We start from the raw sequence: 25,577 nt of genomic DNA on the forward strand, positions 1-25,577 counted from the left end.
TTATACCTAAGTTATTCCGCGTAATGCAAATGTACGTTCGCCTGGCCCATATTCGGCTATGTTATACTTATTGAGTGTTTGGAAAAGCAGATTCCTGTGGTAACCGTGATGAACTTAGTCGCGGGCAGTTACGGATTTTATAACTGTGTTCCTTAGCTTTTGCCACAAGAATAGACAACATTCGAAGCAGCATGAGTTATTTGCGCTTTTTACAAATAACTCACCGTAATTGCGAAGTAGTAGTTGAATGGTCAACGAATGAAGCAGCAAGATTATTAGTGGTCTAGATTGCGATTCGAACTTCGGTTCAACTTAGTCCGATCGCCAGCGTCAGCGAAGCCAGCAGTAATTCTCAATTGCGGAGTAGAATCTAACCACTTTTTCAAACACTCTTGAAAACAAATAAATTTAAGCGAGGCAAATTGATGGCTAATTCAAACTACGAACATGGCACTAGTAATATTGAAATCGGACAACGTTTTCCCTTAACAATTAAGCGTTTAGGCATTAATGGTGAAGGAATTGGTTACTACAAGCACACCGTTGTTTTTGTGCAGGGTGCACTTCCTGACGAAGTTGTTGTTGCCGAGGTCGTTGCAACAGCGCCACACTTTATTACAGCTAAGATCCACAAAATTCGGCAACAAAGTCCGGCCCGGGTTACACCAAGAGACGAACAATACGGTGACGTTGGTGGGATCGAACTAGAACACCTTGCCTATCCTGAACAACTCAAATTTAAGGCCGACGTTATTCAGCAAGCCTTAGAAAAATTTAGACCGCAGGGTTATAAAAATTACGATGTTCGGCCAACGATTGGCATGGATGATCCCTACGAATACCGCAATAAGGCCCAGTTTCAAGTTCGGCAACTTAATGGTCACGTTGCCGCTGGGTTATACCGGAAAAATAGTCATGATTTAGTTGATTTACCGACCTTCAGCACCCAACGACCAGCAATTATGACAACAATGCGTTACCTAGTTAACTTAATTGAGCAATTGGCAATCCCAGTTTATGATGAAACCGCCAAATCAGGCATCATCAAAACAATTGCCATTCGTGAATCAATCACAACTGGCCACTTACAGGTCACCCTGATCACTAACACACCTAAATTGCCTAAAAAGCACGCCTTGTTAACAGCAATTGCGGCCGACCTACCTGAAGTGACGTCCGTTATGCAAAATATTAATCCAGGCGAAACTAGTTTAATTTGGGGCGAAGAAACGCGCCACTTAGCTGGTGATACGTATTTAACCGAAACGATTAACGGCTATACTTTTAAACTATCTGCCCGGGCTTTCTTCCAATTAAATCCCAAACAAACGGAAAAACTTTATCAGTTAGCAGAACAGGCACTTAATTTATCCCAACACGAAACTTTAATCGACGCCTACTGTGGCGTTGGCACGCTAGGGATCTCTTTGGCCGACACGGCCAGTGAAGTTCGCGGGATGGATACAATTCCTGAAGCTATCGCTGACGCCAAAGAAAATGCTGAACTCAACCAAGTCACCAATGCTCACTATGAAGTCGGTAAGGCTGAGGAGCTACTTCCTCAGTGGTTGCGTGAAGGTTTCGAACCCGATGCCTTAATTGTGGATCCACCACGAACTGGCCTAGATAACCAACTACGCCAGGCCATTCTTGACAGTCGGCCAGAAAAATTTGTTTACATCAGTTGTAACCCTTCAACCCTTGCCCGGGATCTTGTGAGCCTTGTGAAGGACTACCGCGTTGATTATATTCAGTCAATTGACATGTTTCCCCAAACAGCGCGGGTCGAAGCGGTCGTCAAATTTAGTAAGCGTCAATTATACCGTTAAAGAATAAGTGTTTTTCTAAAGTATATAGTCGAAACGAGGCTGGGACAAAAGTCCTAGCCTCTTCTTATTTCCGAACATTGCTCTAGAACGTGCGCCAAAAGTCTGGGTTCACGTGTCTAACTACTGCTAATTCAACAACCATAGTCCGGTTATTGAATTAGCTTACGTTACGCCGTAAACCCAAAACCGACTTTTTCGCACTCCTCTTTTATTTGGCAGCGTAAAGATTGAATCCAACGCCTAATTCCGCCACAATAAAGCTACTAACAGTAAAGGAGCGCGACTAATTTATGGCCTATAAAGCAATTAACCCTTATAACGGTGAATTAATCAAAGAGTTCCCGTCAGCAACTAAGCAAGACGTCGAACACGCTTTAGCAACAGCGGATCAATACTATCATGCTGCCAAAACCCAATCTTACGATGAGCGGGCGCACCAATTACAGAAATTAGCAACTGAATTTCGGCAAAATATTGATCAGTACGCAAAACCCCTGACAACCAATATGGGTAAACTTTTTAGCGAAGCACAAGGCGAAGTAGAAAAGAACGCCGCTTTTGCGGAATACTACGTTAAACACGGTGCCGAGGCTTTACAAAATATTTCCTATAACGATGTTCCAGATAAAACTGCCTACGTGGAGTTTAACTCGATTGGCGCCATCATGACCGTTGAACCGTGGAATTTCCCCTACACTCAGGTCATGCGTGTTTTTGCTCCGAACTTCATCATTGGTAATCCAGTTATTCTCAAGCACGCCAGTATTGTGCCTGAATGTGCAATGGCCTTTGCCAATGCAGTTGAAAAGGCCGGCATTCCGGCAGGCGCTTTTACCAACCTTTTTGTCGATCATGATCAAGTTGAGCAAATTATCGCCGATCATCGTATCCAAGGAGTTGCACTAACTGGCTCAGCCGGCGCCGGTAATCAAGTTGCCGCGCAGGCTGGTAAATATCTCAAAAAATCAACGATGGAACTAGGCGGCACTGATGTTTTCATCGTTCTCGATGATGCTGATCTGGAAGCTGCCATCAAAGGTGCCGTAACTGCACGTCTGAAAAATGCCGGGCAAGTTTGTACTGCCGCCAAACGTTTTATTGTTCAGAGTAATCACTACGCTGATTTTATTGCCGGCCTAAGTACTGCTTTTGCCCAACAAAAATTAGGCGATCCCCTTGCGGCAGAAACGACCTTGGCCCCACTATCGTCAAAAAAGGCCCAACAGAAGTTGCAGAAACAGGTGCAAGATGCCATTGCTGGCGGTGCTAAATTACTTTGGGGTGATCCAACGCCAATTGAAGGTCCCGGGGCACAATTTAGTCCGCTAATCTTTGCCGGAATTCAACCTGGAAATCCCCTTTTTGATCAAGAATTTTTTGGCCCAGTTGCGCAAGTTTACCAGGCCAACGATGATGCCGAAGTGATTAAACTTGCCAATAATTCAAATTTTGGTTTAGGTGGCGCCATTTATTCTGCTGATTTAGAACGGGCAAAACGTTTGGCTAGTCAAATTGAAACCGGCCAAATTGCGCTTAACCAACCGCTTAATTCTTACCCGGATTTTCCGTTTGGTGGTGTTAAACAATCAGGCTACGGCCGGGAGCTTAGCGACTTTGGTATTCGCGAATTTGTTAATGCTAAATTGATTTTGTACTAAAAAACTCTTTCTAGCGACAAATAAACACTAAAAAAGGACCAAGAATTTTTGAATTTAATTCCGTTAAATTAAGCTAACTCGGAGTTAAATTACAAAAGTTCTTGGTCCATTTTATTTATTTTTTACCTTCTAATTGATGACCTAGGTTAATGATGTAATCACGTAATTCATCCCGTAACTCTGGATGTTGTAGACCAAACTCGATGTTTGTCGTTAAATAGCCGAACTTATTCCCAGTATCGTAACGTTTGCCCGTAAACTGTCGTGCAAAAACACGCTGCGTTTTGTTCATATGATCAATGGCATCAGTTAACTGAATTTCGCCACCAGCATCTGGTTTTTGGGTTGCCAAACTATCAAAAATTTCTGGGGTAAACAAGTAGCGGCCAATAATGGCAAGATCACTAGGTGCCTGTTGTGGTGTTGGCTTTTCAACAAAGCTCTCAACGTTAAACAGACCGGGCTTCGTTTCAGAAGATGGCTTAATAACGCCGTACTTAGAAACTTCTTCATGTGGGACCTTCATAACGGCCAGTGTCGAAGCGTGCGTCTCCTCGTAATCGTTCATCAACTGTTTGGTTAGTGGTACCTTGGCCTGAGTAATATCATCGCCTAGCATGACAACAAAAGGTTCGTTAGCGACAAAGTCTTTGGCTAGTGACACGGCATCACCTAAGCCCTTAGGATAAGACTGGCGAATAAAGAATAAGCGAATTCCCATATTAGTCGTACTCTCAACTAATTTTAACAACTTATCTTTGTGCCGATTTTTCAAAACCATCTCTAGTTCAGGAACTGAATCAAAGTGGTCCTCAATTGGTCGTTTCCCCTTGCCAGTAATAATCAACATATCTTCAATACCGGCTGCTTTGGCCTCTTCAACTAAAAATTGAATGGTTGGAACATCAACAATTGGTAGCATTTCCTTCGCCATTGCCTTCGTTGCTGGCAGTAGCCGTGTTCCTAATCCTGCTGCCGGAATAATTGCTTTTCGCACTTTCATAGAAAAATTTCTCCTTTGTTCTTTTTAATAACTCTCTTTAAGTATAACTTATCACAAAACAAATGATAGTATTTTGTTATGATTTACCCGCACGCTGCCGGCTAATTAGATCCTGTATGCGGCTGGATTTTCGAACCTCACCATAAAGAGTTTGCTCAACAACAACGTTTATCACTGCACCAAACATTGAAATCCAGGCCGCAAAGTCTAACCAAAGCATCAAGACGACAAACAGGCCTAAAGTTCCGTAATCAAGTACAGCATGGGCAAAATAACGAACGTACAGTGAAAATAATTGCGCCAAACCTAACCAGCCTGCCGTTGCGATCAAGGCCCCCGGTAAAACACTGCGTAAACGTAAATGGACGTTAGGTAAAATAAAATAAATCAAGGTTAGCATGACAAAAACAACCGTAAAGGTAACCGGCAACTTAAACGTTTTAAACGCATCAATTAGCTGAACCGGCCAATCTAATCGTGGTGCTAGGTAGGTCAACACTTCCTGCCCAAAGCTAAAAATAAAGATTAAAACCACCAAGGCCAACATTAAAAATAACGTCATTACTAACGCCATTAACCGGATAATGAGAAAATTCTGGCCCTCAAGTACACCATAGGTCCGATCCATCATTCGTTTTAGCGCGTTAACGCCACGACTGGCCGCCCATAACGTCCCAACGACACCAATTGATAATAGACCACCACTTCCACGTTTGACGAAGGAATGCATTAATGGCCACAAATGTTGGTATAATGTGCTGGGAATGGCCGCCTCAGCGTACCGGGAAATATTTTGGCCGTTAATGTGTAGTAGTGGCATCAAATTGCCTAAAAAAATTAGTAGCGGAAATAATGACAACAATTCCCAATAGGCGATAACTACGGCGCCATCATTAATCCCGGCGTGAGTGAAGCGGTCAATAAAAATTGAGATAAAACGTCGAAAAGTCGACTGCTCTGACTTCTTTATTTTTTTTGCCACTATTTCCGCTCCTTTCCAATATGTTTTTTAATTATTTTTACTAGCCCACTGTAATGTAAAACGGGTTAAAAAATACGGCACCCGCGGGGGGACAAAAAATTCCTAGCCACTTATTGTTTCCGAATATTACTCTAGAATGTGCACCAAAAGTCTGGTTCACGTGCCTTGTTTGGAAAAGCGGCCAGGCTCCGAGCATTACTGACGATGTCGATCGGACTAAAATAAACTGAAGTCCGAAGCGCGGCCCAAAACCGGCTTTGATCCCACTCCTGGCGCAGAACATTTTTTGGATTCAACAAATCGGCTAAACTATTACATTATACCGAAAAAAATCAATTTGTGAACTTGAACCAACCAAAGTTAGGACCTGCACTTTTTGTTAACCAGTTTTACCCATGAGTTTTACCCATGAATGGTAGGCCAAGTAAATCGGATTATCTCCACAAAAATAAGACGTACTCTTTTAAGATTTATGCTGACGTGTAACGAAGACGGTTATTTTCAATCCACCAGAACTTTGTTATAATCAAGGCTGGATCATTAAAGGAGCGAAGAAAATGGCAAGCGCAAAAATCGTATATGCAAGTATGACCGGCAACAATGAAGAAATTGCCGATATTGTTTCAGAAGCGTTAGAAAACCTTGACGTTGACGTTGATGTTAGCGAAATCTCCCAGGCTGATGCCGAGGACTTTGAGGACGTCGATATCTGCATCGTTGCGACTTATACTTACGGCGATGGTGAATTACCCGATGAGGCCGTCGACTTCTTTGAGGATCTTGAAGAAGAAGACCTAGCCAACAAAATATATGGTGTCTGCGGTTCAGGAGATACCTTCTACGATGATTTTGGCAAATCCGTAGATGATTTTGACGCTGCGTTTCAAAAATCCGGCGCCACTAAGGGTGCAGAAACCGTTAAAGTCGATTTAGAAGCCGAAGAAGACGATATTGAGCACCTTGAGGCCTTCGCTAAAAGTTTGGTTGAAAAGGCCGCTAATAATTAAGCACTGACCTAAAATTGGGTGGGGCTAGTTTAGAAAATAGCTTTACTAGTATTTACCTGACTAATTTAGTGTAAACGTGTTTGAAAAAATTCATTAGAAAGTCGGTCTGGAGATTACTTGTGTTAAGCTTAACACAGACTAGATCGGCTTTTTGTTAGCGATTATTTTTAAGGAGGCGTGGCAGAATATGCCTGGTAAACTATCTTTAATTGTTCCCTGCTTTAACGAAGAACAAACCCTTCCACTATTTTACCCAGCTACGGAAAAAATCAAAACTCAGCTGCGCGGCCTATCGTTGGAATATTGGTTTATCAATGATGGCTCCCGTGACAGCACGCTAGACAAATTAAAACAACTACAGCAAAATGATCCAGAACACGTCCACTATATTTCCTTTTCCCGTAATTTTGGTAAAGAATCCGCACTGTACGCTGGTTTGCAAGCCGCAACTGGTGATTATGTTGCGGTGATGGACGCTGACTTACAGGATCCACCCGAATTACTACCAACGATGCTTGCCGGCATTCAGGATGAACATTATGATATCGTCGGCACGAAGCGAACTGATCGCAAGGGTGAACCACCAATTCGATCCTTTTTCTCAAATCTTTTTTACCGGCTAATTAATCACATTTCCAACACACCAATTTTAAATGGCGTTCGGGATTTTCGACTAATGACGCGCCAAGTTGTCGACGCTATTTTAGCGATGAAGGAATACCGCCGCTTCTCTAAAGGAATTTTTAGTTGGGTGGGTTTTAACACTAAATACTTACCTTACGAAAATCACGATCGAATCGCTGGAAAGACTTCTTGGTCCTTTGGGAAATTATTTAAGTATTCACTAGATGGCATTGTGGCCTTTTCAGAACTACCTTTATCCATCGCCTCATTTGTCGGTTTTTTCTCATTCATTATCGCGATCATCGCCTTATTTTTCATCGTTATTCGGCAATTGGTCTTTGGTGACTCCGTGGCTGGCTGGGCTTCAATCGTCTCAATTATGATTATGGTTGGTGGCCTACAGCTACTCTGTTTGGGTATTGTCGGTAAATATATTGGCAACATTTATCTAGAAGTTAAAAATCGCCCAATTTACATTATTAAAGAAAAAAAATAAACGTACTCCGGCAGAATTGCCCGCCGCCTTTTCGATAATAAGCGGTTTACTTTTTTCCGAATACGTTTTTTTATAATTAAATGGACGCACTAATTTTTAAAGTAATTTCAGTGAATAAAGCTCGCGAATCTAAATACTTTTAGGTACCCTCTGGTAGGTTGATAAAAATGTATTTTATTTTACTAATTATTATAAGTATTAGCTTGTTGCTTAGTGTATTTGGCACTAGTCTGGTTCTTGCCAATCATAACAGTATCAATTGGAAGATCATTTTGACGCTAATTTGCATTATTTTAATTTTTGCACTTAGTCTGGGCTACTTTATTTGGCTACGTCAAAACCACCCGCAATTTTTATTTGCGCTTAAATCAGTCCTTTACAACTATTTAAAAGCGTGAGAAAATTAATTCATTCGGCCCCATAGCTCAGCAGGATAGAGCGATCGCCTCCTAAGCGATAGGTCACCGGTTCGATTCCAGTTGGGGTCATTACGCAAATTTATTGAATAACTCAAATAGAGTAAGAGGCCAGGACTTTTGTCCTGGCCTCTTACTCTATTTCCGATCGTTACTCTAGAACGTGCGCCAAAAGTCTGGGTTCACGTGCTTAACTACAACTAATTCAATAATCATAGTACGGTTATTAGATTAGCCTACATTACGCAGTAAACCCAAAACCGACTTTTAGCCCACTCCCACTTTTTAGTATGATTTTTCAATCTGTAAAAACATTTTCCTAAAGTTACGTCGTTTTAGTGCCCCTAAGAAAGTTTCTCTAGTGACATCCACTAATTGTTGCCATAGACCAAGGGAGATATTCTGTTCTTGATACACCACTCGACTCTGGTCCGCATTAATTGTCGTTAAGTCATAACTTACTTTACGCTTATTATGCTTAGTCGTCATCTCGTAGTGATAACTTTGATTAAGAATATTTTTAGTAATCCGAACTCGCGCCTTAGTTTCAGGATCCAGCTGCTTATCGTAAATGAAACCTTGTAACTGACTAACGGATAACGCTTCACCTGTCTGTGCCTTAATTTCAAAAAGCTCAGCATCAATAATTTTACTGTATAAAAAAGCCGCCGGAATATTCAATAATTGTTCGATTCTCAAAGTTATCACCCCCATAAGCTTGCTTACTATCGAGAATCATATTTCTACCTTAAAGTATACGCTTCTCTAATCTCAAATGAAATATTTTAGTATGCGTCATGTAAGAGCTTTATTGATCAACCTTTTTATTAGACTTGTGTTTACCTTTATTACGCTGATCACGTTTACGGTGCTTTTTCTTTGGCTTTTCCATCGTTTTTGGTTCTAATTTTGGTGTCCGCTTATGCTTACTCGTCGGTCGCTGCTTAGGCTTTTCTACTACAGGAACCTCAGTTGGATCAGTCGTTAACGTCTGCCGGGTTAAATAAACGGGCATCAGCTGATACTTATCCCGAACAACTTGTTTCAAATCGCGAAAATCACGCTTATTTCCTAAGTTAATCACTAAGCCATCGTGTCCCATGCGCCCCGTTCGACCCACTCGGTGAATATAAATATCTAATTCACGTGGCAAATCAAAATTAACAACTGCTGGTAAGGCCGCAATATCCAGTCCACGGGCAGCAACGTCGGTTGTTAACAACAGTTTAACCTTGCGTTGCCGAAAATCAGCCAGTGCCCTTTCACGTTCAACTTGTCGCATTTGGCCATTTAAAACAGCGAAAGAAACGTGCTGGTGGCCTAAAACTTCCGCGGCATTCGCCATTTCGGCTAAAGTTGCAAAGAAGACAAGCCCGTAGAAATCGTCTAACCGACTTAAACGCCGTAACATATCTGTTCGCTTACGAATTGGCGTTTCCAGTAAATAATGCAGCACTTTACCAGCACTGTCATCAATCTCGCGCACGTCAATCGTCTGAATCGGCAAGCCAAACCACTTTGGTAATTCATCCAAAATGGGGGTCTTCGTTGCCGAAAAGAAAGCCAACTGTGTTTCCCCAGGTGCACGCCGAACAATATCCCGCGTCTTTTCTAGCTTGTCCGGTACTAATTGTTGATCGGCCTCGTCAATAACGATCGTTTGTAAGGTATGCAGTTTCACCTTCCGTTGATCGATTAACTCCAACAAACGTCCTTCAGCGGCCACTAGAACTTCAGGCTTTTTCTTCAACCGCTCAATTTGGCGTTTAATGTTGGCTCCACCGGCAACTGCTTGAATTGTTAAGCCGACTGCCTTAGCAAACGGCTGAATCGCCGCTTTTTCCTGCATAACCAGTTCCTGTGACGGCGCTAAGATTAAAAGCTGAATTCCTTGGCCCGGTAATAATTTTTCTAATAGAGGTAACGCAAAGGCTAACGTCTTACCTGAGCCAGTTGGCGCCAGGCCCAAAATAGAGACATCTTTTTTTAACGGTTCATAAACTGCCTTTTGAATTGCCGTTAATTCACCTAAACCTAATGCTTGCCATGGTTCCGTAAATCTTTCACTTGGCATGATTTTCCTCAATTCCCTTGATCAGCGGCAAATTCAATTCCTGCTGACTGTCTTAATTTAAATAACACTTGATTAACTGCTTGACTTGTTTTTAAGGCTGAATTGGCCATCTGATGATCCTGCGTCGTCATCATTGAGTAAAAAGCCTCGGCCTCATGTGTCATCGGATTTTCATCGGCCGGTTCGCCTAACTCAACTGTTTTACCATCCGGCTGATAACGAGTTACCTGCGCTAAATCAGCAGCATTAGGAGCCAGTACCAGCGTTTCATGTAGTCCATAAATTTCTGATGGCAAATAAGAAGTAGCATTTTTACCAAAGATTAACGTCACGTTAAAACCAGGATAGGTTAAGATGGCTGTTCCCCTACCGTCAACTCCCGTTGGCAAAAGGTTAGCAAAGTAATGAACGTCATCTGGTACACCAAACCAGGAAACAGCATCATAAACAACGTACACGCCTAAATCCTGCAGCGAACCACCAGAGAATTTAGGTGAAAAAATATTTGGCGTCTTACCGGCCAAAACCTGATCGTAACGGGAAGAATATTTCATATAAACTAACGTCGCTCCCTGGACCTGATCCAGCGTTTGAATGGCCTGTTTGGTAATTTGAAAATTAGGTTCATAAACGTGACGGGCACCCTCAAATAAGAACAACTGCGGCTTTTTGGCTAATAAGGCAGTAATTGTCGCCATTTCGGTTGGATTGGAGAACGCCGGCTTTTCCACAATAACGTTCTTACCAGCTTCCAAGGCGGCCTTTGCTTGTTCAAAATGTAAACTATTTGGTGAAGCAATGTAGACAACGTCAAAACTACCTTGAGCAAAGAAATCCGCCAAGGAAGTGAAAACTTCGCCAGCCTCGTACTTGGTTGCTACTTGCTGTGCTTTTTCTTCAGTTCGCGAATAGACACTGGTTAGTTGATACTTCTTGGTACTTAGAGCAGCCTGAATGAACTGTTCTGTAATCCAATTTGTCCCAATTATGCCAAGTTTTAACATGTCAATCATCCTCTCAATTCAATAAAGTTTTTAACATCAGCTTTTCACTCTCTCTATTTTAACCCAGTCCCATAAAAAAAGCGATTGACGTACTGTTTAAAGAGATTTCGTGCTATGATGTGTCTAAGAGAGATTGAAAGGTGTGCAGTCATGAGATTAAAAAAATGGGCAACTGGTGGCGTTGGTTTTATTAAGCAATTAACAACTTACTTAACCCGCCGTCCCACCAAAACGCCACCAGTAAAACAGGCCAACCTAACCTCATTTTACATTGGCACGTGGACTTTCTATGATGAACAACAAAAGCGGCACCACACCTTTCAAGTATCATCCCACCTAACAATTAAAATTGATGGTAAACCTTTGGCTGGTAAAATTATAAAATTAACGGCAAAACAATTACTTTTTTTGGATCAATATGGCTATGAACTGCTAATTACTGCCGATGAACAACAACCGGCAACCATCTTTGATGAAGCAGACCAACGAACTTATCCAATTGCACATCTTAAAAAAGATGTCACAAAAGGAATTTAGCTTTGACTGCTTAATGTAGAAAGTTATTTGTAAAATAAATTAAAACACAGATAAAAAGCTCCAGAATTTTTCAGTTAATCTGACTGAATATTCTGAAGCTTTTTTATCGTTTATAACTAGGTTAAACACCCTAGCAATCATTGACCTACCGAAATAAATTGTTGCCAGCGCGCCTGTTTATGCAAATAGACTAAAGTTGTATATCTCTGATTCTGGCCGGCAACCTTCAGTTTCCCAGCTTCACTATATTCCCAAAAGACCAAATTATGCTGATCTTTAGGTAACCGTTGACTGGCCAACGCATACGGTAATTTTAAACGCTTAAGTAAAGTTGTCGCCACTTGCTGATTGCCTAAAAGAACAACTGAACGATGATAATTTGTGCGTAATAAATTTACAAACTCACGCAAATGCGTAATTTGCCGCGAACTTGTCGGCGGCTCTTTTTGGTAGTTTCCGTAGTAAGTAACGTTGATCATGATAGGTAGATTACCACTTTGTTGGCCGACAGTTTGGCTAAATTGCCGGTATTGAGCCTTAGGACTACTGGTAAAGCTATAGTCCTGATAAACACCAATGGCCATATTTGTGCCAACTGCCCGCCAATAATTGGTTGAAAAGTTGTCATCACTATAGCTTTTCCCCTGACTTGCCCGTAAATAAACAAAATTAACACCGGCCTTTTGCAAATTTTGAAAATCCAAAAAGCCATCATCTTGGCTAACGCGCAAACCCAATACTGGAAATGATTTTATATTTGGCCGCGTACCCGCATGGAATTTATGGTAACCAAAACCGCCAATAACCCCAATTAAACAAAGCAGTAATGTCAACATGATTAGTCGCTGGCGCCACTGCTTTTTTCGCTTTAGCCGTCTACTCAACATTTAACATCGCTCCTTATTTTTCTAGTTTAACACGATTTAGAGAGTGGTTGAAAAGGCGGTTAGATTATGGAGTATAGCCTAGCTAGGCGAAAAGAGACGCGCAGCGGATCGTTCGACTAGCGTAGCTATACGTAATAATCTGCTTTTTCAACCACGTTTATTTTGAGAGTGCCAGAAAAAGCAGTCAGCTTCTGAGGATTACTGACGATGTCGATCGGACTAAGATAAACCGAAGTCCGAATCGCAACCAAAAACGTTAATAATCTTGATGCTACATACGTTGTCCATTCAACTGTGGCGAAAAGCGCCAAGTTGAAACGTGGCAACCGCAGGAAGCTGCTTTTTCAAACACGTTTCCCCTAAATTAGTCACGCAAATACTTTTTAAACTCAATCGGACCTAAAAATACCAAAACCCGAACACCTTTTACGACACACTTTAGTGACCGTGTTATAATGCTTTTATTCGGCTTTTTTCATTCTAATTATAAGGAGTTTCACCATGGATAAGAACGGTTTAAAACGTGACATCGGCCTTTTTCCAGCGCTAGCAACGGTCATGGGGACAGTTATTGGCGGCGGTGTGTTTTTCAAGGCCGCTAGTGTTGTCAGCGCAACAAAATCTGCTAACCTAACGCTGTTTGTTTGGCTCCTAGGGGGAATCATCACGATCTGTGCTGGCCTAACCGTGGCCGAATTGGCAACTGCTTTGCCACAAACTGGTGGGGCCGTTAAGTATATTGAATATACTTACGGAAAACCCTGGGCCTTTTTGCTCGGCTGGGCGCAAATGTTGATATATTTTCCGGCAAACGTTGCTGCGCTCTCGATTATCTTTAGCACCCAATTGCTTAATCTGTTCGCCATTGACCACTTTTGGCTAATCCCAATCGCAATCTTATGCGGAACGAGTCTCACCCTGGTTAATCTTTTAGGGGCTCGCTTCGGCGGTGCATTACAGGTTGTAACGCTTATTTTTAAATTAATTCCAATTGCCTTGATTGTCCTATTTGGATTTTTGGCCAAAAATCCAGTTCACTTTAGCCTCATTCCACTAACAAGTGGTGGCCATACTTCTTTTGCGGCCGCATTAAGTAGCGGTTTACTGGCAACTATGTTTGCCTACGATGGTTGGCTAAATGTTGGTACGGTTGCCGGTGAATTAAAAAATCCCCAGCGTGATTTACCCCGGGCCATCATTTTAGGTCTGGCATTAATTACGCTAATCTACGTATTAATCAATGCAGTCTTCCTGCGTACATTACCAGTTGCCCAAATTGCCGGTAATTTAAATACGGCTGCGGACGCCGCCATTAGGATCTTTGGTAATTTTGGTGGTAAACTTGTTACTTTAGGCATTCTGATTTCAGTTTACGGGGCCATTAACGGCTATACAATGACCGGGATGCGTGTTCCTTTTGCGTTGGCCTATGAAAATCAGCTGCCTTTCAGCAAACAGCTAAAACGGCTATCTAAAACAAAAGTGCCCTACGTTGCCGGATTATTTGAACTGGCGATTGCCATTATTATGATGTTGGTCGGTAGTTTCGACTTATTAACCGACATGCTAGTTTTTGTCATTTGGATCTTTAGTACAATGATTTTTATCGCTGTGTTTATTCTCCGCCACCGTGATCCTAAACTAGCCCGACCATATAAAGTTCCTTTCTATCCAATCGTACCGCTAGTTGCGTTACTTGGTGGTCTTTTTATCTTAATTGAAACCTTACTGACAAAACCACTTTTGGCCGTTATTGGTATCAGTATCACATTACTTGGTTTGCCCGTTTACTACTGGCACCGTGCACACAGCACTGAAATATAAATTACAAAGGTCCCGCTAGTTATTAGCTTTTGCCTAAATAACTAGCGGGACCTTTGTAATTTTAAGTCATAATCATTCTTCTGGCTACTCCAGATTTAAAATCCACATAAAGCCAAGGAAAACGAAGAATAGAAGGTACATTATTGGGTGAACTTCCTTACCGCGTTTGGCCGCAATCATTGTGATTGGGTAAACGATCACACCTAAGGCAATCCCATCAGAGATACTGTAGGTTAGTGGCATGCCAATCACAATTAAAAAGGCTGGAATCGCAATTTCCATTTTTTCCCAGGAAATATGCTTCAAGGATTGCGCCATCATCACGCCAACCATAATTAAAGCCGGGGCTGTTACTTGATCGGTGACCACGGCCAATAATGGCGAAAAGAATAGTCCCAAAATAAACATAACACCAGTGACGACAGCGGTTAGGCCAGAACGGCCACCAACCGCAATCCCGGCAGATGATTCAACATAAGCACCAACTGGTGAAGTTCCTAACACTGATCCGGCTAGCATGGCGGTTGAATCGGACATTAACGCTTTACCAACACGTGGCATTTTGTTATCCTTCATAAAACCTGCTTGCTGGGCTAAACCAACTAAAGTTCCTGCCGTATCAAAAAAAGTTACTAACAAGAAAGTTAGGACAACGACCCACAGTTGCACTGTATTGATATCACCAATGTGCGTTACCCCAACACCAAACGTTGGTGCCAAACTAGGCGCACCAGCAATCCAATGAGTTGGCGCCGCAATTAAGCCCGTTGCCAAGCCCAAAATTGCCGTCAGGGCCATGCCAATAAAAATACCACCAGGGACGTTTCTAACTAACAATACTGCCGTAACAATTAGACCAAAAACCGTCAGCCAAGTTGTCCCGCTAAATGAACCTAAACCAACCAGCGTTGATTTATTTGCCACGATTAATCCGCCATTACTTAAGCCTAAAAAGGCAATGAATAAACCAATCCCGCTTGAAATTGCGTACTTTAAATCGCTGGGAATGGCATCGATAATTATTTCACGTAATTTAAAAACAGTAATCAACATAAAAATTAATGAAGCGACAAATACACCTGCCAAAGCAGTTTGCCACGGTATTTTCATACCGATGACAACTGAATAAGCAAAGAAGGCGTTGATTCCTAATGCTGGCGCCGTCGCAATTGGATATTTTGCCAAAACACCCATCAAGATACATCCCAGCGCACTCGCCAGGGCCGTTGCTGTAAAAACGGCCCCTTTATTCATACCCGCGGCACCTAAAACACTTGGATTAACGAATAAAATATATGCCATTGAAATAAATGTTGTAAAACCTGCTAAAATTTCCCGTTGAACCGTCGTATTTAACTCATCCAGCTGAAAATATTTTTTAATGCCTGTCACCTGGCCATCCCTACTCTCCATATAATAAAATCCGTTCAAAACAACAGTTTAAATCATATAATAGGTAAATTTGAATGTAAATAGTCCTTCGGCATTTAAATGCAATCTTTGCTAGATTAATCTTGCCATGGCAAATCACCTCCCCAATACCAAATTAAACATTTAAATTCACCAAAAACGACAGAATCTTTCGTCCAGTTATCATCTAAGTAACTTTCCAAACACTCCTGAAATTGCTAAACACCTGTGTAGCGCACTCTAATAAAATTCATCGAGGCTTAAGGATTGCCTTTGTAAAAAATGAGCGTAAAATAAGGTAGATAAATGCGAACTAAAGGAGTACATCATGTATCAGCTATTAACCGATTCAGCCGTTGATCTACCCTACCAAGTGCTTGCCGACAATCACGTCGATTTTGTATCGATGCAGGTTGACATAAACGGGGAAGATTTTAAAGACGACTTAGAGCACCACTTTGATTTAAAACATTTCTATCAACAAATTGATAAAGGCATCATGCCGTCAACTACGCAAATTAACGTTGGTCAGTTTGTGGCCTTTTTTAAGCCTTACGTTGAAGCTAAAATGCCAATTTTATACCTAGGTTTCTCTTCTGGACTAAGTGGCACTTATAATAGCGCCTTACAGGCCAAAAAGATGTTACTTAATGATTATCCCGACGCGCAAATTTACCTGGTTGATTCATTGGCCGCCTGTTGTGGCGAAGGACTAATGTTGCTTGACGCCATTGACAAACGGGATGCTGGGACGCCAATTGACGAACTTGCTAATTGGTTAACCACTAATGCCCTGCGTTATCGCCAGTGGTTCACCGTTGACGATCTTAACTACCTCTACCATGGCGGTCGTGTATCACGTACCTCAGCCACGGTTGGCTCACTGCTACATATTAAACCAGTGATGGACGTAGATACTGTCGGCCATTTGCGCGTCGTTAAAAAGGCCCGCTCACGTCGGCGGTCACTAGAGACATTGGCCGCTAATACACTTGCGACACTCGCCAATCACGAAAATCCTAGAATTATTATCGCCACTAGTGATGCACCAGATGCCGCAAAGCTAGTCCGTGACCAATTAATGGCCAGTGTTCCCAATGCACAAATTCTACTTGAACATATTGGGCCAACCATTACTAGCCATACTGGACTAGGTTGTGTCGCGGTTTTCTCACTAGGTGTCACGAAACGCAATTAGACTAATGTGAAAAGGACAGCCCTTTAGCTGGGGGTGGGCCAAAAGTCGATTTTAGGTTTACTGCGGAACGTAGGCTAATCCAATAACCGCACGGTGGTTATTGAATTAGCTGTAGTCATGTCAACCGCCTTAGCCGGGCAAAGTAAAAAGCTTACCGATTACGGTAAGCTTTTTATGTGTCTAAAATTTTAATTTTTAAAACTTAATCCAAACTCAACATTGTTACACTCTCGATGTGTTGCGTTTGGGGGAACATATCGACTGGTTGGGTTTCTTTTGCGTGATAACCAAATTCTTGCAGCAAGCTCAAATCTCGGGCCAAGGTTGCTGGGTTACAGCTAACGTAAACCACTCGTTTTGGCTTCATTTGGCCAACTGCATCGACAAATGATTTGGCCAAACCTTTGCGTGGTGGATCAACCATCAAAACGTCAGCTTCTAATCCGTCAGCCTTCCACTGTTGCATCACTTCTTCAGCCTTGCCAGCTTCAAATTTCACGTTATGGATACCATTTAATTTAGCGTTTCGCTTTGCATCGGCTACTGCTGGAACAACAACTTCAACGCCGTAAACGTACTTTGCGTGTTGCGCCATTGCAAGCGACATCGTTCCGATACCTGAATATGCATCGATAACAACTTCCTTACCGGTTAAGCCCGCCTGCTCAATGGCACGTGTGTACAAACGTTCAGTCTGAACTGGGTTAACTTGGTAGAACGATAATGCCGAAATATCGAAGTTTAAGCCGAGAATTTGATCGCGAATGAAAGACTTGCCGTATAATTTTTTAACCGTCCGGCCAAGCACAACGTTCGTATTCTTAGGATTAACACTTTGCATAATACTAACAACTTCAGGTATTTTATTTAAAATACCCGCAATTAATTCGTTCAAATGCGGAACATCTCTTGTACGTGTGATCAAAATAACCATCATTTCGTGGCTAAAATGACCACGGCGAATCATGATATTACGCATAACCCCTTTTTGTTGGGATTCATTGTACGGCGCAACGTTATATTGGCGCAATAAGTCACGAATAATCACAATAGCTTTATCAATGGCTGGATCCTGAATATAATAGTCCTCCATTGGCACTAAATTATGACTGCCTTTGCGGTAAAAGCCAGTCTGAATTTCACCGTAAAGCATCCGTACTGGCACTTGCGCCTTATTCCGGTAAGCGTAAGGCTTCTCCATACCAATCGTTGGTAATACTGGAATATCTAAATGACTCTTTTGGAAGACCTCAGCAATTTGGTGTTGTTTGAACTTCAACTGACCTTCATAGCTTAAATGGCCTAATGGTGCAATCCCAGTTTGCATGTACGTTTTATCTTTCAAGTCAACTCGATCAGGACTTGTTGTGAGCAACTCTAATGCACGAGCAAAGCCAAAATTCTTGCCTGTTTTAGTCACAACAAGCTTGACCTTTTCTCCTGGTAAAGTATCCGCAACAAACAAGGGGTAGCCATCAACCTTGGCAACACCCATTCCTTCATAAGTTAAATCTTCAATATCAACTGTTAGTTCTTGATTTTTTTCAACTGGTGCCGTTGTTTTCATAAAATCTCCTATTCTTAAAACCTTATCTACGAATTTGTTTCATACTGCGATTAATCATACCATATTTCAGAAAAAGTACCACCATTCTAAGAATATCAATCGCCGTGTCTAAAAGCTGTCTAAATTTTATCTCGCCATTGAGACTGACTGGCCAGACCGACTAATAAATTTACATCTTTAAACACACTATGCTTATCCCACCAGCAATACCTTCGTAAGCAGTAAATAATCGACCGTTTAAAAAAGGCAAACCGGCTTCTCGAAATTGAGAAATCGGTTTGTCTTTTACATTACGCCACTATTTCTGGCTTCTATTCATTTGACGCTTTATTTCTATCTTGATGTCTTGCCCCAGAATAATTCCATGGTAAATAACCCTCTAGCTGGGCCAAATCGGTGAAACTAGGGTGTTGGGGCATTGTTTTTAATAAATAGGTGATATAGCCTCGCGGATCAAGCCCGTTAGCTTTAGCACTTTCCACTAAAGTTAACCAAATAGCCGTTGATCTTGCGCCTGCTTGGCTGGTACTGAAGAGCCAGTTCTTTCGACCAATCACCAGGCTCTTCATATTGCGCTCCGCCGCATTATTACTCCAGTCCATGATACCAACGTTGACTAGCCGCTCTAGTGTAGATCGTTGATCGATCGCGTAAGTGACGGCTTTACCCAAACGTGATTTAGGTAATACGTCGGCCGAATCGATCCACTGCCAGAATCGCTTCAATAATTTACGCACTTTACTACGGCGTCTTCGACGACGTACCCGGGGCGAAAAATGTTGCCATTGACGCTCCAAGGCAAACATCTCGTCAATTAGCGCTAAGGGAACACTGCTAATTGGCTTACCATTAGCTTGGGTGGCATCGTAAAACTTACGGCGCACATGCGCCCAACAACCGATACGCGTAACACTATTTTCTAACAGATTATAGCCGGTATAGCCATCACACTGCAGGATGCCGGTAAAGTTCCGATATAACTTTTGCGCAAAGGTTCCTGAACGCGTACTGCCATAAGCATAAAAAATGATTTGCTGCGGACTTTGTTTTACTGTTCTAGCCACCCACATATATGATTTAGCGGCTGCTGTTTTACCAGGCTCACGTAACACCTGCATCGGTGTTTCGTCACCCTGTAAATAACGTTGGTTGCTGAGTCGCTGCTGTAATAAATTATAAATTGGTTCGACCAACTGACTCGTTTTGATAATCCAGTTTGAGATTGTTGCCTCTGATAACGCAATACCCAAGCGCTGCCAATCTGCTAACTGTCGGTATAGTGGTGTTGCCAATAGAAACTTTTTATGAATGATCTCCGCGACTAACGAAGCCGAGGCGAGACTATGCGGAATTAAAGCGACTGGCGTTTGGGCTTGCACCAAATGAGCGCTGCCAGCTTCAAGCTCACATTCAGAACACTTATAGGTTTGCGTATAAATATGTTCTCGATAAAGTTTGGCCGGAATGAAATGCACCTCTTCACGAACAAACTTTTTCCCAACCGGTGTCAACTCGTGCCCATAGGCACATTGTTGCGTTGGTAGATCAATAACAGTTTCTCTTACTGGTAAATCACGACTTAGAGTTTCTTGCCGTGTCTTTTTGCGCTTTTTCTTTGCCGGTACTTGATCTGCGTCGCTTTGTTGGCCAGGTTGCTCTGGCGTGATAAAAACACCGTCATTACCTTCTAGTAGTGACAGTTGGTTAGGATCAATTTGTTCTGATTTTTGACCGTAAATTTTTTTAGTCAAGTAGGCAACCATTTCAGTTAGTTCCGCGACTTGCTTACGTAGCGCTATAATTTCTTCTTCGGGTGTCATTAGCTTTATCCACTCAATCCGTATTTGTTGAATTGAGTTTACCATGTCTTACACTAATTTGGATAGTTATTTTTTCTTCTTTCATGTCCAGGCGGACATGTTTGATGAATTGTCGCGTCTAATGACCAACCACTGAGTAATCGTGTCAACTGTTTAGAATTTAATTTACGGAGTGCATTCTGATCAGTCGGCCATTGAAGTCGACCGTTTTCGATCCGCTTATAAAGTAATAAAAAACCATCACCGTCCCAAAATAAGGCCTTAAAACGGTCTTTTCTGGTTCCACAGAATAAATATAAGGCGCGATTGTATGGATCTAAATCAAATTGATCTTGGATAACACCAGCTAAACCATCGATTCCCCGACGTAAATCGGTTTTTCCACAAACTAAAAAGACCTGTTGAATCTGTCGTTGATCAATTATCACCAGCGAACACCGCCTTTAAAACTGCCTCTAAAATATAGTTGTTAATTCGATTGTAAACTACGACCGATTTATTAGCATCAACTCTAATTTGCAGGGCTTTTGTTGCCATAGTAGATCGCGATTGAGAACCAGAATGATCCATTTTAATTTGAACAATATCCGGTTTATCCAATAAAAATCACCTCACCAATTATTTGATGAGGCAATCATAACTTGAATTAAATTATTTTTGAAGTCGGTCAGTTATTTACTGCTTACATACCTTCAACTACTACCCTTCACTATAAAAAAGTAAATTAAAAAAGCCAGCTGGCCTAATTCCAACACAGCAATCAAATCACTCACTGTGTTAGAATCGCGCCAACTAACTTTCCTATTTAGTCGTATCGGTAGGTACCTCTTCGATTAATGTTTGGTCACCAGTAACTGCTTTATCTGGTAAGGCATCCACGTTTGCGAACATTTCGATATGTTGATGTAAATTGATGAAAGTCATTGGTGCATCTCCGCCGTACTCACCATCAAGATTAATCATCATCCGCTCTTTATTTTCAGAGCGAGCAACTAATTTATGCGTTTTTGTATAAATAATTCGCTTATCATCGATGTGTCGGCCACCGTTTAGTGCCAGCGCCATTAAATGAATTAATTCCACCATATTCGCCGTTTTAACGATAATCAAAGAAAAACGACCATCATCTAGCGACACATCTGGTGCAACTTGTTCAAAGCCACCAACTGAATTAGTTAAACCAAGCAAGAACATGGAGGCCTTCCCCTCATAAACGCCACCATCGTATTCCAAATGCATTGGCACTGGTTTAATTTGCGGTAACATTTTCGCACCTTCAATTAAGTAAGCCAGGTAACCAAAGATTGATTTAGTTTCTGACGGAACATCATAAGTTAGCTCAGTTAAAAAGCCACCACCAGCAATATTCATGAAGTACTGATCATTCGCCTGACCAATATCCATTTTTATGGTTTGATTTTTTAAGACTACTTTTGCTGCTTCAACCGGATCTTCACGGGGAATTTTGAGAGCGCGGGCATAATCATTAGTTGTTCCGGCCGGAATAATCGCCATTTTAGGACGTCGTTTTAAACCAGCAATGCCATTGACAACTTCATTAATTGTGCCATCACCACCAGCAGCAACCACTAAGTCAAATCCTTCTTTGGCCGCTCGCGTTGCTTCATCACGTGCAGAATTAGGTTTTGGCGTCGTGGCGTAAGCACTTGTCTCATAACCGTCCGCTTCAAAAATACCTAAAATATCAATCATGCTACGTTTTAAACTTTCATGCCCTGCGGAAGGGTTATAAATAATTCGTGCTCGCTGCTGCATCTTAAGTCCTCTTTTCATTATTTTTCTTTAGGAATAGCCTGAAACTATTTTCGTTAGTATTCGCCAATGCAAATAGTTTAAACGTACTAAAAAAGTAGCCTACTACACTTGGCCCTGATTTCAACTACGAGATTACACGTAGTTTGATCAATATTACTTGCAGATCGAGCTCTAGGCTGAGCACCTTTTTTACGACTTTCTAGTGTTTCTTTAATTCGCTAATTAACAGTTGGTTAACCACTTTAGGATTAGCCTGACCGTGAGTTTGTTTCATAATTTGACCCACTAAGAAACCAATGGCCCGATCCTTACCATTTTTAAAGTCATCAATCGACTGACTATTATTATCTAAAACTTCGGTAATCATTGGCAATAATTTGGCAGGATCAGATAATTGTACCATGCCCTTATCTTCAACCCATTGTTTCGGTTCCGTACCATTAGTAATCGTTTCTTTGAAGACTTTCTTAGCAATTCTTGACGAAATTGTTCCGTCAGTGATCAAGTTAATCATCGTTGCTAAGTTTTCTGGCGTTAGCTTAGTCTCTTGTAAATCTAATTTTTGGGCGTTCATGTAGGCACTAACTTCACCCTGTAACCAGTTAGAAACTAATTTTGCATCAGCGTCTTGTTTAACTGTATCCTCAAAGAAATTGGCCATCTCTAACGTTGAAGTCAAAACTTGTGCGTCATTTTCGGTTAAACCAAAATCGTTAATGTACCGTTTCCGGCGTTCGTGAGGCATTTCTGGAATCGAAGCACGCACTTCATCAATCCACTTGTCGCTAATTTGCAACGGTGGAATATCTGGTTCAGGGAAGTAACGGTAATCATCGGAACCTTCCTTAATTCGCTGTAACACGGTTTCACCAGTATTTTCGTTAAAGCCCCGTGTTTCCTGACGAATTTGCCCGCCAGAAAGCAAGATTTGTGCTTGGCGTTTTTCTTCGTATTCTAAGCCTTTACGCAAATAAGTAAATGAATTAATGTTCTTCAATTCAGTTTTAACACCGTATTCCTTTTGACCAATTGGTCGCAGTGAAATATTGGCGTCAACTCGCAAAGAACCTTCTTCCATCTTAACGTCAGAAACACCAGTAAACTGGATGACTTGCCGTAAGGTTTCCATGTATTCATAGGCCTCTTCTGGTGTTGTCATATCAGGTTTCGATACAATTTCAATCAGCGGTGTTCCCTGCCGGTTTAAATCAACGTAAGAATATTGACCAGTATGGGTGTTTTTACCAGCATCTTCTTCTAAATGAAGTTCTTCAATCCCGATTTTTTTCGTTGTACCGTTACTCAAATGAACTTCAACCCAGCCATCATGACCAATGGGTTGCTCAAACTGCGTCACTTGGTAAGCCTTAGGATTATCAGGGTAAAAATAGTTTTTCCGGTCAAAGTGGTTGTCCTGGGCAATCGTTGCGTTTAATGCTAAAGCAGCGCGCATTCCGAAATCAACGGCACCTTTATTAACCTTAGGTAAAACACCAGGATAGCCCCAATCAATGACGTTAGTGTTCATGTTAGGAGTATCACCGAACTCATTAGCCGATGGACTGAACATTTTTGACTTTGTCTTTAATTCGACGTGGACTTCAAGTCCAATTGTTGTCTCAAAATTCACTAGTTGTTACCTCCCAACGTTGGTGTTTCTTTATGGAAATCAGTTGCTTGTTCAAAAGCATAGCCGGCTTGATAAATCGTTTGCTCATCAAAGGCCTTACCAATTAATTGCATCCCAATTGGTAAACCAGCCGCAAATCCTGCTGGTAATGATAGACCAGGTAGCCCAGCCATGTTGACTGGCACACTCAAAACATCCCCGGCGTACATTGTCAATGGATCAGAAACATCTTCACCAATTCCGTAAGCTGTTGTTGGCGCAACAGGTCCCATAATTAAATCATAATCAGCAAAAACATTAGCAAAGTCTTGTTTCATCAAAGTCCGTACTTGAGCGGCTTTCTTGAAGTAAGCATCATAATAGCCGGCAGATAATGAATACATTCCTAACATAATTCGCCGTTTAACTTCTGGACCAAAGCCTTCCGTTCGCGAACGAACATAGACATCGTTTAAGTTCTTAACGTCTGTCGCCCGAACACCATAACGAATACCATCAAAGCGCTGTAAGTTAGATGAAGCCTCCGATGAAGAAATAATGTAGTAAGCTGCAACACCATACTTACTGTGTGGCAACGAAACTTCTTCAACTGTTGCACCAAGCTCACGGAACTTATCTGCAGCGGCCAAAATTGCGGCCTTAACTTCTGGTTGAACGCCTTCACCAAGGTACTCTTTAGGCAAACCAATCTTAAGCCCTTTAACACCCTTAGCAATATTCGCAGTAAAATCTGGTACTTTCTTATTTACTGTCGTCCCATCATGTTCATCAAAACCAGCAATTGCCGCTAGGACAGTCGCGTTGTCTTTAACGCTACGTGTCATTGGGCCGATTTCATCAAGACTGGAACCAAAGGCAATCAAGCCCCAACGAGAAACGCGACCGTAAGTTGGCTTCATGCCAACAATTCCAGTAAATGAAGCTGGCTGCCGAATTGAGCCACCAGTATCAGAGCCAAAAGCAATTGGAACAATTCCGGCAGAAACTGCTGCTGCAGAACCACCAGAAGAACCACCAGGTACCTTGGTTAAATTCCACGGATTCTTGGTTGTCTTAAAAGCAGAATTTTCCGTTGATCCACCCATGGCAAATTCGTCCATATTGGTTTTACCAATCGGAACCATGTCGTGGGCGTAGATGTGTTCCATCACCGTTGCGTCATAGACTGGCACAAAATTTTCGAGAATTTTACTGGCAGCAGTCGTCCGTAAATCCTTCGTCATAATATTATCTTTAACCGCAACGGGAATTCCAGCTAAAAGATTAGCTGGGTCAATACCCTTTTCATCAATCGCTTTAGCCATTTCCAACGCTTTTTCTTCGTTCAACGTTAAAAAGGCGTCAACTTTTTTATCGGTTTCTTTTAAAGCCGTAATCGTTTGTTTAGTTAAATCATAACTAGTTAATTCTTTATTAACGAGTTGTGCGTGGATTTTGGTTAGATCATTTGTAAAATAGTTCATTCGCCATCGTCCCCCTCGTTATCTAAAATTGCTGGCACCTTGATATAGCCATCTTCAGCGTCCGGTGCGTTTTTAAGTAAGGCTTCCCGTTCCTGTGGGTTAGCCGCAGCTGGAACATCTTCCCGTAATACATTAACGAGATCCACCACGTGTGTCATTGGTTCAACACCCTTTGTATCAACTTCTTGTAATTCATTGAACATATCCGTGATCTGACTTAATTGATCGGTAAATTGGCCAAGTTCTTCATCCGTAAAGGATAATCGAGCTAAATCCGCAACGTGCGTTACTTGTTCTTTACTAATTGCCAATTCTCTTGCCTCACTTTCATTTTTGGTTACGCCATTATTTTACCATAAAGTCGCTTGTTTG

General features: G+C 41.8%; 22 protein-coding genes and 1 tRNA gene. 8 read left to right on the top strand and 15 right to left on the bottom strand.

The window, feature by feature from the left end:
* The first annotated feature begins 425 nt into the window (after positions 1-425).
* On the top strand, positions 426-1,829 hold the full coding sequence (gene rlmD / locus AYR53_RS12140; protein ID WP_068225422.1) for a 23S rRNA (uracil(1939)-C(5))-methyltransferase RlmD: 1,404 nt from the start codon (positions 426-428) through the stop codon (positions 1,827-1,829).
* A gap of 290 nt (positions 1,830-2,119) precedes the next feature.
* Complete coding sequence (locus AYR53_RS12145) at positions 2,120-3,487, top strand: aldehyde dehydrogenase family protein (RefSeq protein ID WP_068225423.1); 1,368 nt, start codon at positions 2,120-2,122, stop codon at positions 3,485-3,487.
* 115 nt (positions 3,488-3,602) lie between these two features.
* Here the strand turns inward: AYR53_RS12145 and galU are convergent, their stop codons facing one another.
* Together galU and AYR53_RS12155 are read right to left on the bottom strand one after the other, a co-directional pair.
* Positions 3,603-4,490, bottom strand: coding sequence for a UTP--glucose-1-phosphate uridylyltransferase GalU (galU, locus tag AYR53_RS12150; RefSeq protein WP_068225424.1), 888 nt, complete (start codon positions 4,488-4,490; stop codon positions 3,603-3,605).
* Positions 4,491-4,566: 76 nt separating this feature from the next.
* Entirely contained in the window at positions 4,567-5,472 is a 906-nt protein-coding gene (locus AYR53_RS12155; RefSeq protein ID WP_225359759.1) for a YihY/virulence factor BrkB family protein, read from the bottom strand.
* A gap of 557 nt (positions 5,473-6,029) precedes the next feature.
* On the opposite strand from AYR53_RS12155, the gene AYR53_RS12160 reads away from it, so the two are divergent.
* The 3 genes from AYR53_RS12160 (at position 6,030) to AYR53_RS12175 (ending at position 8,087) form a co-directional block, all read left to right on the top strand.
* Positions 6,030-6,479 carry a flavodoxin gene (locus tag AYR53_RS12160; protein WP_068225425.1) on the top strand — a complete coding sequence of 150 codons (450 nt, stop codon included), beginning with the start codon at positions 6,030-6,032 and terminating at the stop codon, positions 6,477-6,479.
* Positions 6,480-6,666: 187 nt separating this feature from the next.
* Positions 6,667-7,599, top strand: a complete 933-nt coding sequence (locus AYR53_RS12165) for a glycosyltransferase family 2 protein (RefSeq protein WP_068225426.1) — start codon at positions 6,667-6,669, stop codon at positions 7,597-7,599.
* A 414-nt stretch (positions 7,600-8,013) separates the two neighbouring features.
* Positions 8,014-8,087 (top strand) — tRNA-Arg (locus AYR53_RS12175).
* Positions 8,088-8,300: 213 nt separating this feature from the next.
* On the opposite strand, the gene AYR53_RS12180 is transcribed toward AYR53_RS12175, so the two are convergent.
* The 3 genes from AYR53_RS12180 to AYR53_RS12190 all read right to left on the bottom strand — a co-directional run bounded on the left by AYR53_RS12180 (position 8,301) and on the right by AYR53_RS12190 (position 11,093).
* On the bottom strand, positions 8,301-8,714 hold the full coding sequence (locus AYR53_RS12180) for a DUF3284 domain-containing protein (protein WP_068225428.1): 414 nt from the start codon (positions 8,712-8,714) through the stop codon (positions 8,301-8,303).
* A 109-nt stretch (positions 8,715-8,823) separates the two neighbouring features.
* Entirely contained in the window at positions 8,824-10,089 is a 1,266-nt protein-coding gene (locus tag AYR53_RS12185; protein WP_068280081.1) for a DEAD/DEAH box helicase, read from the bottom strand.
* Positions 10,090-10,097: 8 nt separating this feature from the next.
* Complete coding sequence (locus AYR53_RS12190) at positions 10,098-11,093, bottom strand: Gfo/Idh/MocA family protein (protein ID WP_068225430.1); 996 nt, start codon at positions 11,091-11,093, stop codon at positions 10,098-10,100.
* A gap of 150 nt (positions 11,094-11,243) precedes the next feature.
* On the opposite strand from AYR53_RS12190, the gene AYR53_RS12195 reads away from it, so the two are divergent.
* Positions 11,244-11,630 (top strand): DUF4828 domain-containing protein, encoded by a 387-nt coding sequence (locus AYR53_RS12195; RefSeq protein ID WP_068225431.1) that lies wholly within the window; start codon positions 11,244-11,246, stop codon positions 11,628-11,630.
* Positions 11,631-11,767: 137 nt separating this feature from the next.
* Here the strand turns inward: AYR53_RS12195 and AYR53_RS12200 are convergent, their stop codons facing one another.
* On the bottom strand, positions 11,768-12,517 hold the full coding sequence (locus AYR53_RS12200; protein WP_068225432.1) for a GH25 family lysozyme: 750 nt from the start codon (positions 12,515-12,517) through the stop codon (positions 11,768-11,770).
* Positions 12,518-13,018: 501 nt separating this feature from the next.
* Here AYR53_RS12200 and AYR53_RS12205 point away from each other — a divergent pair.
* A complete protein-coding gene (locus AYR53_RS12205; protein WP_068225433.1) occupies positions 13,019-14,341 on the top strand; it encodes an APC family permease in 1,323 nt (440 codons plus the stop codon).
* Between the two features lie 84 nt (positions 14,342-14,425).
* Here AYR53_RS12205 and AYR53_RS12210 read toward each other — a convergent pair whose 3' ends face one another.
* Positions 14,426-15,733, bottom strand: a complete 1,308-nt coding sequence (locus AYR53_RS12210; RefSeq protein ID WP_068225434.1) for an NCS2 family permease — start codon at positions 15,731-15,733, stop codon at positions 14,426-14,428.
* A gap of 346 nt (positions 15,734-16,079) precedes the next feature.
* Between AYR53_RS12210 and AYR53_RS12215 the strand changes: the two genes are divergently transcribed.
* Positions 16,080-16,949, top strand: a complete 870-nt coding sequence (locus AYR53_RS12215) for a DegV family protein (RefSeq protein WP_068280078.1) — start codon at positions 16,080-16,082, stop codon at positions 16,947-16,949.
* 202 nt (positions 16,950-17,151) lie between these two features.
* On the opposite strand, the gene rlmD (AYR53_RS12220) is transcribed toward AYR53_RS12215, so the two are convergent.
* The 8 genes from rlmD (AYR53_RS12220) to gatC form a co-directional block, all read right to left on the bottom strand.
* The gene (gene rlmD / locus AYR53_RS12220) at positions 17,152-18,516 is read right to left on the bottom strand and encodes a 23S rRNA (uracil(1939)-C(5))-methyltransferase RlmD (RefSeq protein ID WP_068225436.1); all 1,365 of its coding nucleotides are present in this window, start codon (positions 18,514-18,516) and stop codon (positions 17,152-17,154) included.
* Between the two features lie 311 nt (positions 18,517-18,827).
* Complete coding sequence (tnpC, locus tag AYR53_RS12225; RefSeq protein ID WP_068222405.1) at positions 18,828-20,336, bottom strand: IS66 family transposase; 1,509 nt, start codon at positions 20,334-20,336, stop codon at positions 18,828-18,830.
* Between the two features lie 53 nt (positions 20,337-20,389).
* Positions 20,390-20,764 (bottom strand): IS66 family insertion sequence element accessory protein TnpB, encoded by a 375-nt coding sequence (gene tnpB / locus AYR53_RS12230; RefSeq protein WP_068222408.1) that lies wholly within the window; start codon positions 20,762-20,764, stop codon positions 20,390-20,392.
* Positions 20,754-20,936 carry a hypothetical protein gene (locus AYR53_RS12235; protein ID WP_068222411.1) on the bottom strand — a complete coding sequence of 61 codons (183 nt, stop codon included), beginning with the start codon at positions 20,934-20,936 and terminating at the stop codon, positions 20,754-20,756. The genes tnpB and AYR53_RS12235 overlap by 11 nt, the downstream gene beginning before the upstream one ends.
* Before the next feature lie 201 nt (positions 20,937-21,137).
* Positions 21,138-22,112 carry a diacylglycerol kinase gene (locus tag AYR53_RS12240; RefSeq protein WP_068225437.1) on the bottom strand — a complete coding sequence of 325 codons (975 nt, stop codon included), beginning with the start codon at positions 22,110-22,112 and terminating at the stop codon, positions 21,138-21,140.
* Positions 22,113-22,311: 199 nt separating this feature from the next.
* Entirely contained in the window at positions 22,312-23,742 is a 1,431-nt protein-coding gene (gatB, locus tag AYR53_RS12245) for an Asp-tRNA(Asn)/Glu-tRNA(Gln) amidotransferase subunit GatB (RefSeq protein ID WP_068225438.1), read from the bottom strand.
* Entirely contained in the window at positions 23,742-25,205 is a 1,464-nt protein-coding gene (gene gatA, locus AYR53_RS12250; RefSeq protein WP_068225439.1) for an Asp-tRNA(Asn)/Glu-tRNA(Gln) amidotransferase subunit GatA, read from the bottom strand. Before gatA ends, gatB begins: the two co-directional genes overlap by 1 nt.
* On the bottom strand, positions 25,202-25,516 hold the full coding sequence (gene gatC / locus AYR53_RS12255; protein WP_068225440.1) for an Asp-tRNA(Asn)/Glu-tRNA(Gln) amidotransferase subunit GatC: 315 nt from the start codon (positions 25,514-25,516) through the stop codon (positions 25,202-25,204). Before gatC ends, gatA begins: the two co-directional genes overlap by 4 nt.
* Between the last annotated feature and the right edge of the window lie 61 nt (positions 25,517-25,577).

Source organism: Loigolactobacillus backii (assembly GCF_001663675.1).
GTDB lineage: Bacteria > Bacillota > Bacilli > Lactobacillales > Lactobacillaceae > Loigolactobacillus > Loigolactobacillus backii.

Bases quoted from the DNA above. Each gene is read 5' to 3' on its own strand.
- AYR53_RS12200 (WP_068225432.1), bottom strand. From the start codon at position 12,517: ATGTTGAGTAGACGGCTAAAGCGAAAAAAGCAGTGGCGCCAGCGACTA.
- AYR53_RS12240 (WP_068225437.1), bottom strand. From the start codon at position 22,112: ATGCAGCAGCGAGCACGAATTATTTATAACCCTTCCGCAGGGCATGAA.
- tnpC (WP_068222405.1), bottom strand. From the start codon at position 20,336: ATGACACCCGAAGAAGAAATTATAGCGCTACGTAAGCAAGTCGCGGAA.
- rlmD (WP_068225436.1), bottom strand. From the start codon at position 18,516: ATGAAAACAACGGCACCAGTTGAAAAAAATCAAGAACTAACAGTTGAT.
- galU (WP_068225424.1), bottom strand. From the start codon at position 4,490: ATGAAAGTGCGAAAAGCAATTATTCCGGCAGCAGGATTAGGAACACGG.
- gatA (WP_068225439.1), bottom strand. From the start codon at position 25,205: ATGAACTATTTTACAAATGATCTAACCAAAATCCACGCACAACTCGTT.
- AYR53_RS12165 (WP_068225426.1), top strand. From the start codon at position 6,667: ATGCCTGGTAAACTATCTTTAATTGTTCCCTGCTTTAACGAAGAACAA.
- AYR53_RS12195 (WP_068225431.1), top strand. From the start codon at position 11,244: ATGAGATTAAAAAAATGGGCAACTGGTGGCGTTGGTTTTATTAAGCAA.
- AYR53_RS12145 (WP_068225423.1), top strand. From the start codon at position 2,120: ATGGCCTATAAAGCAATTAACCCTTATAACGGTGAATTAATCAAAGAG.
- AYR53_RS12185 (WP_068280081.1), bottom strand. From the start codon at position 10,089: ATGCCAAGTGAAAGATTTACGGAACCATGGCAAGCATTAGGTTTAGGT.
- AYR53_RS12215 (WP_068280078.1), top strand. From the start codon at position 16,080: ATGTATCAGCTATTAACCGATTCAGCCGTTGATCTACCCTACCAAGTG.
- AYR53_RS12205 (WP_068225433.1), top strand. From the start codon at position 13,019: ATGGATAAGAACGGTTTAAAACGTGACATCGGCCTTTTTCCAGCGCTA.
- AYR53_RS12190 (WP_068225430.1), bottom strand. From the start codon at position 11,093: ATGTTAAAACTTGGCATAATTGGGACAAATTGGATTACAGAACAGTTC.
- AYR53_RS12160 (WP_068225425.1), top strand. From the start codon at position 6,030: ATGGCAAGCGCAAAAATCGTATATGCAAGTATGACCGGCAACAATGAA.
- rlmD (WP_068225422.1), top strand. From the start codon at position 426: ATGGCTAATTCAAACTACGAACATGGCACTAGTAATATTGAAATCGGA.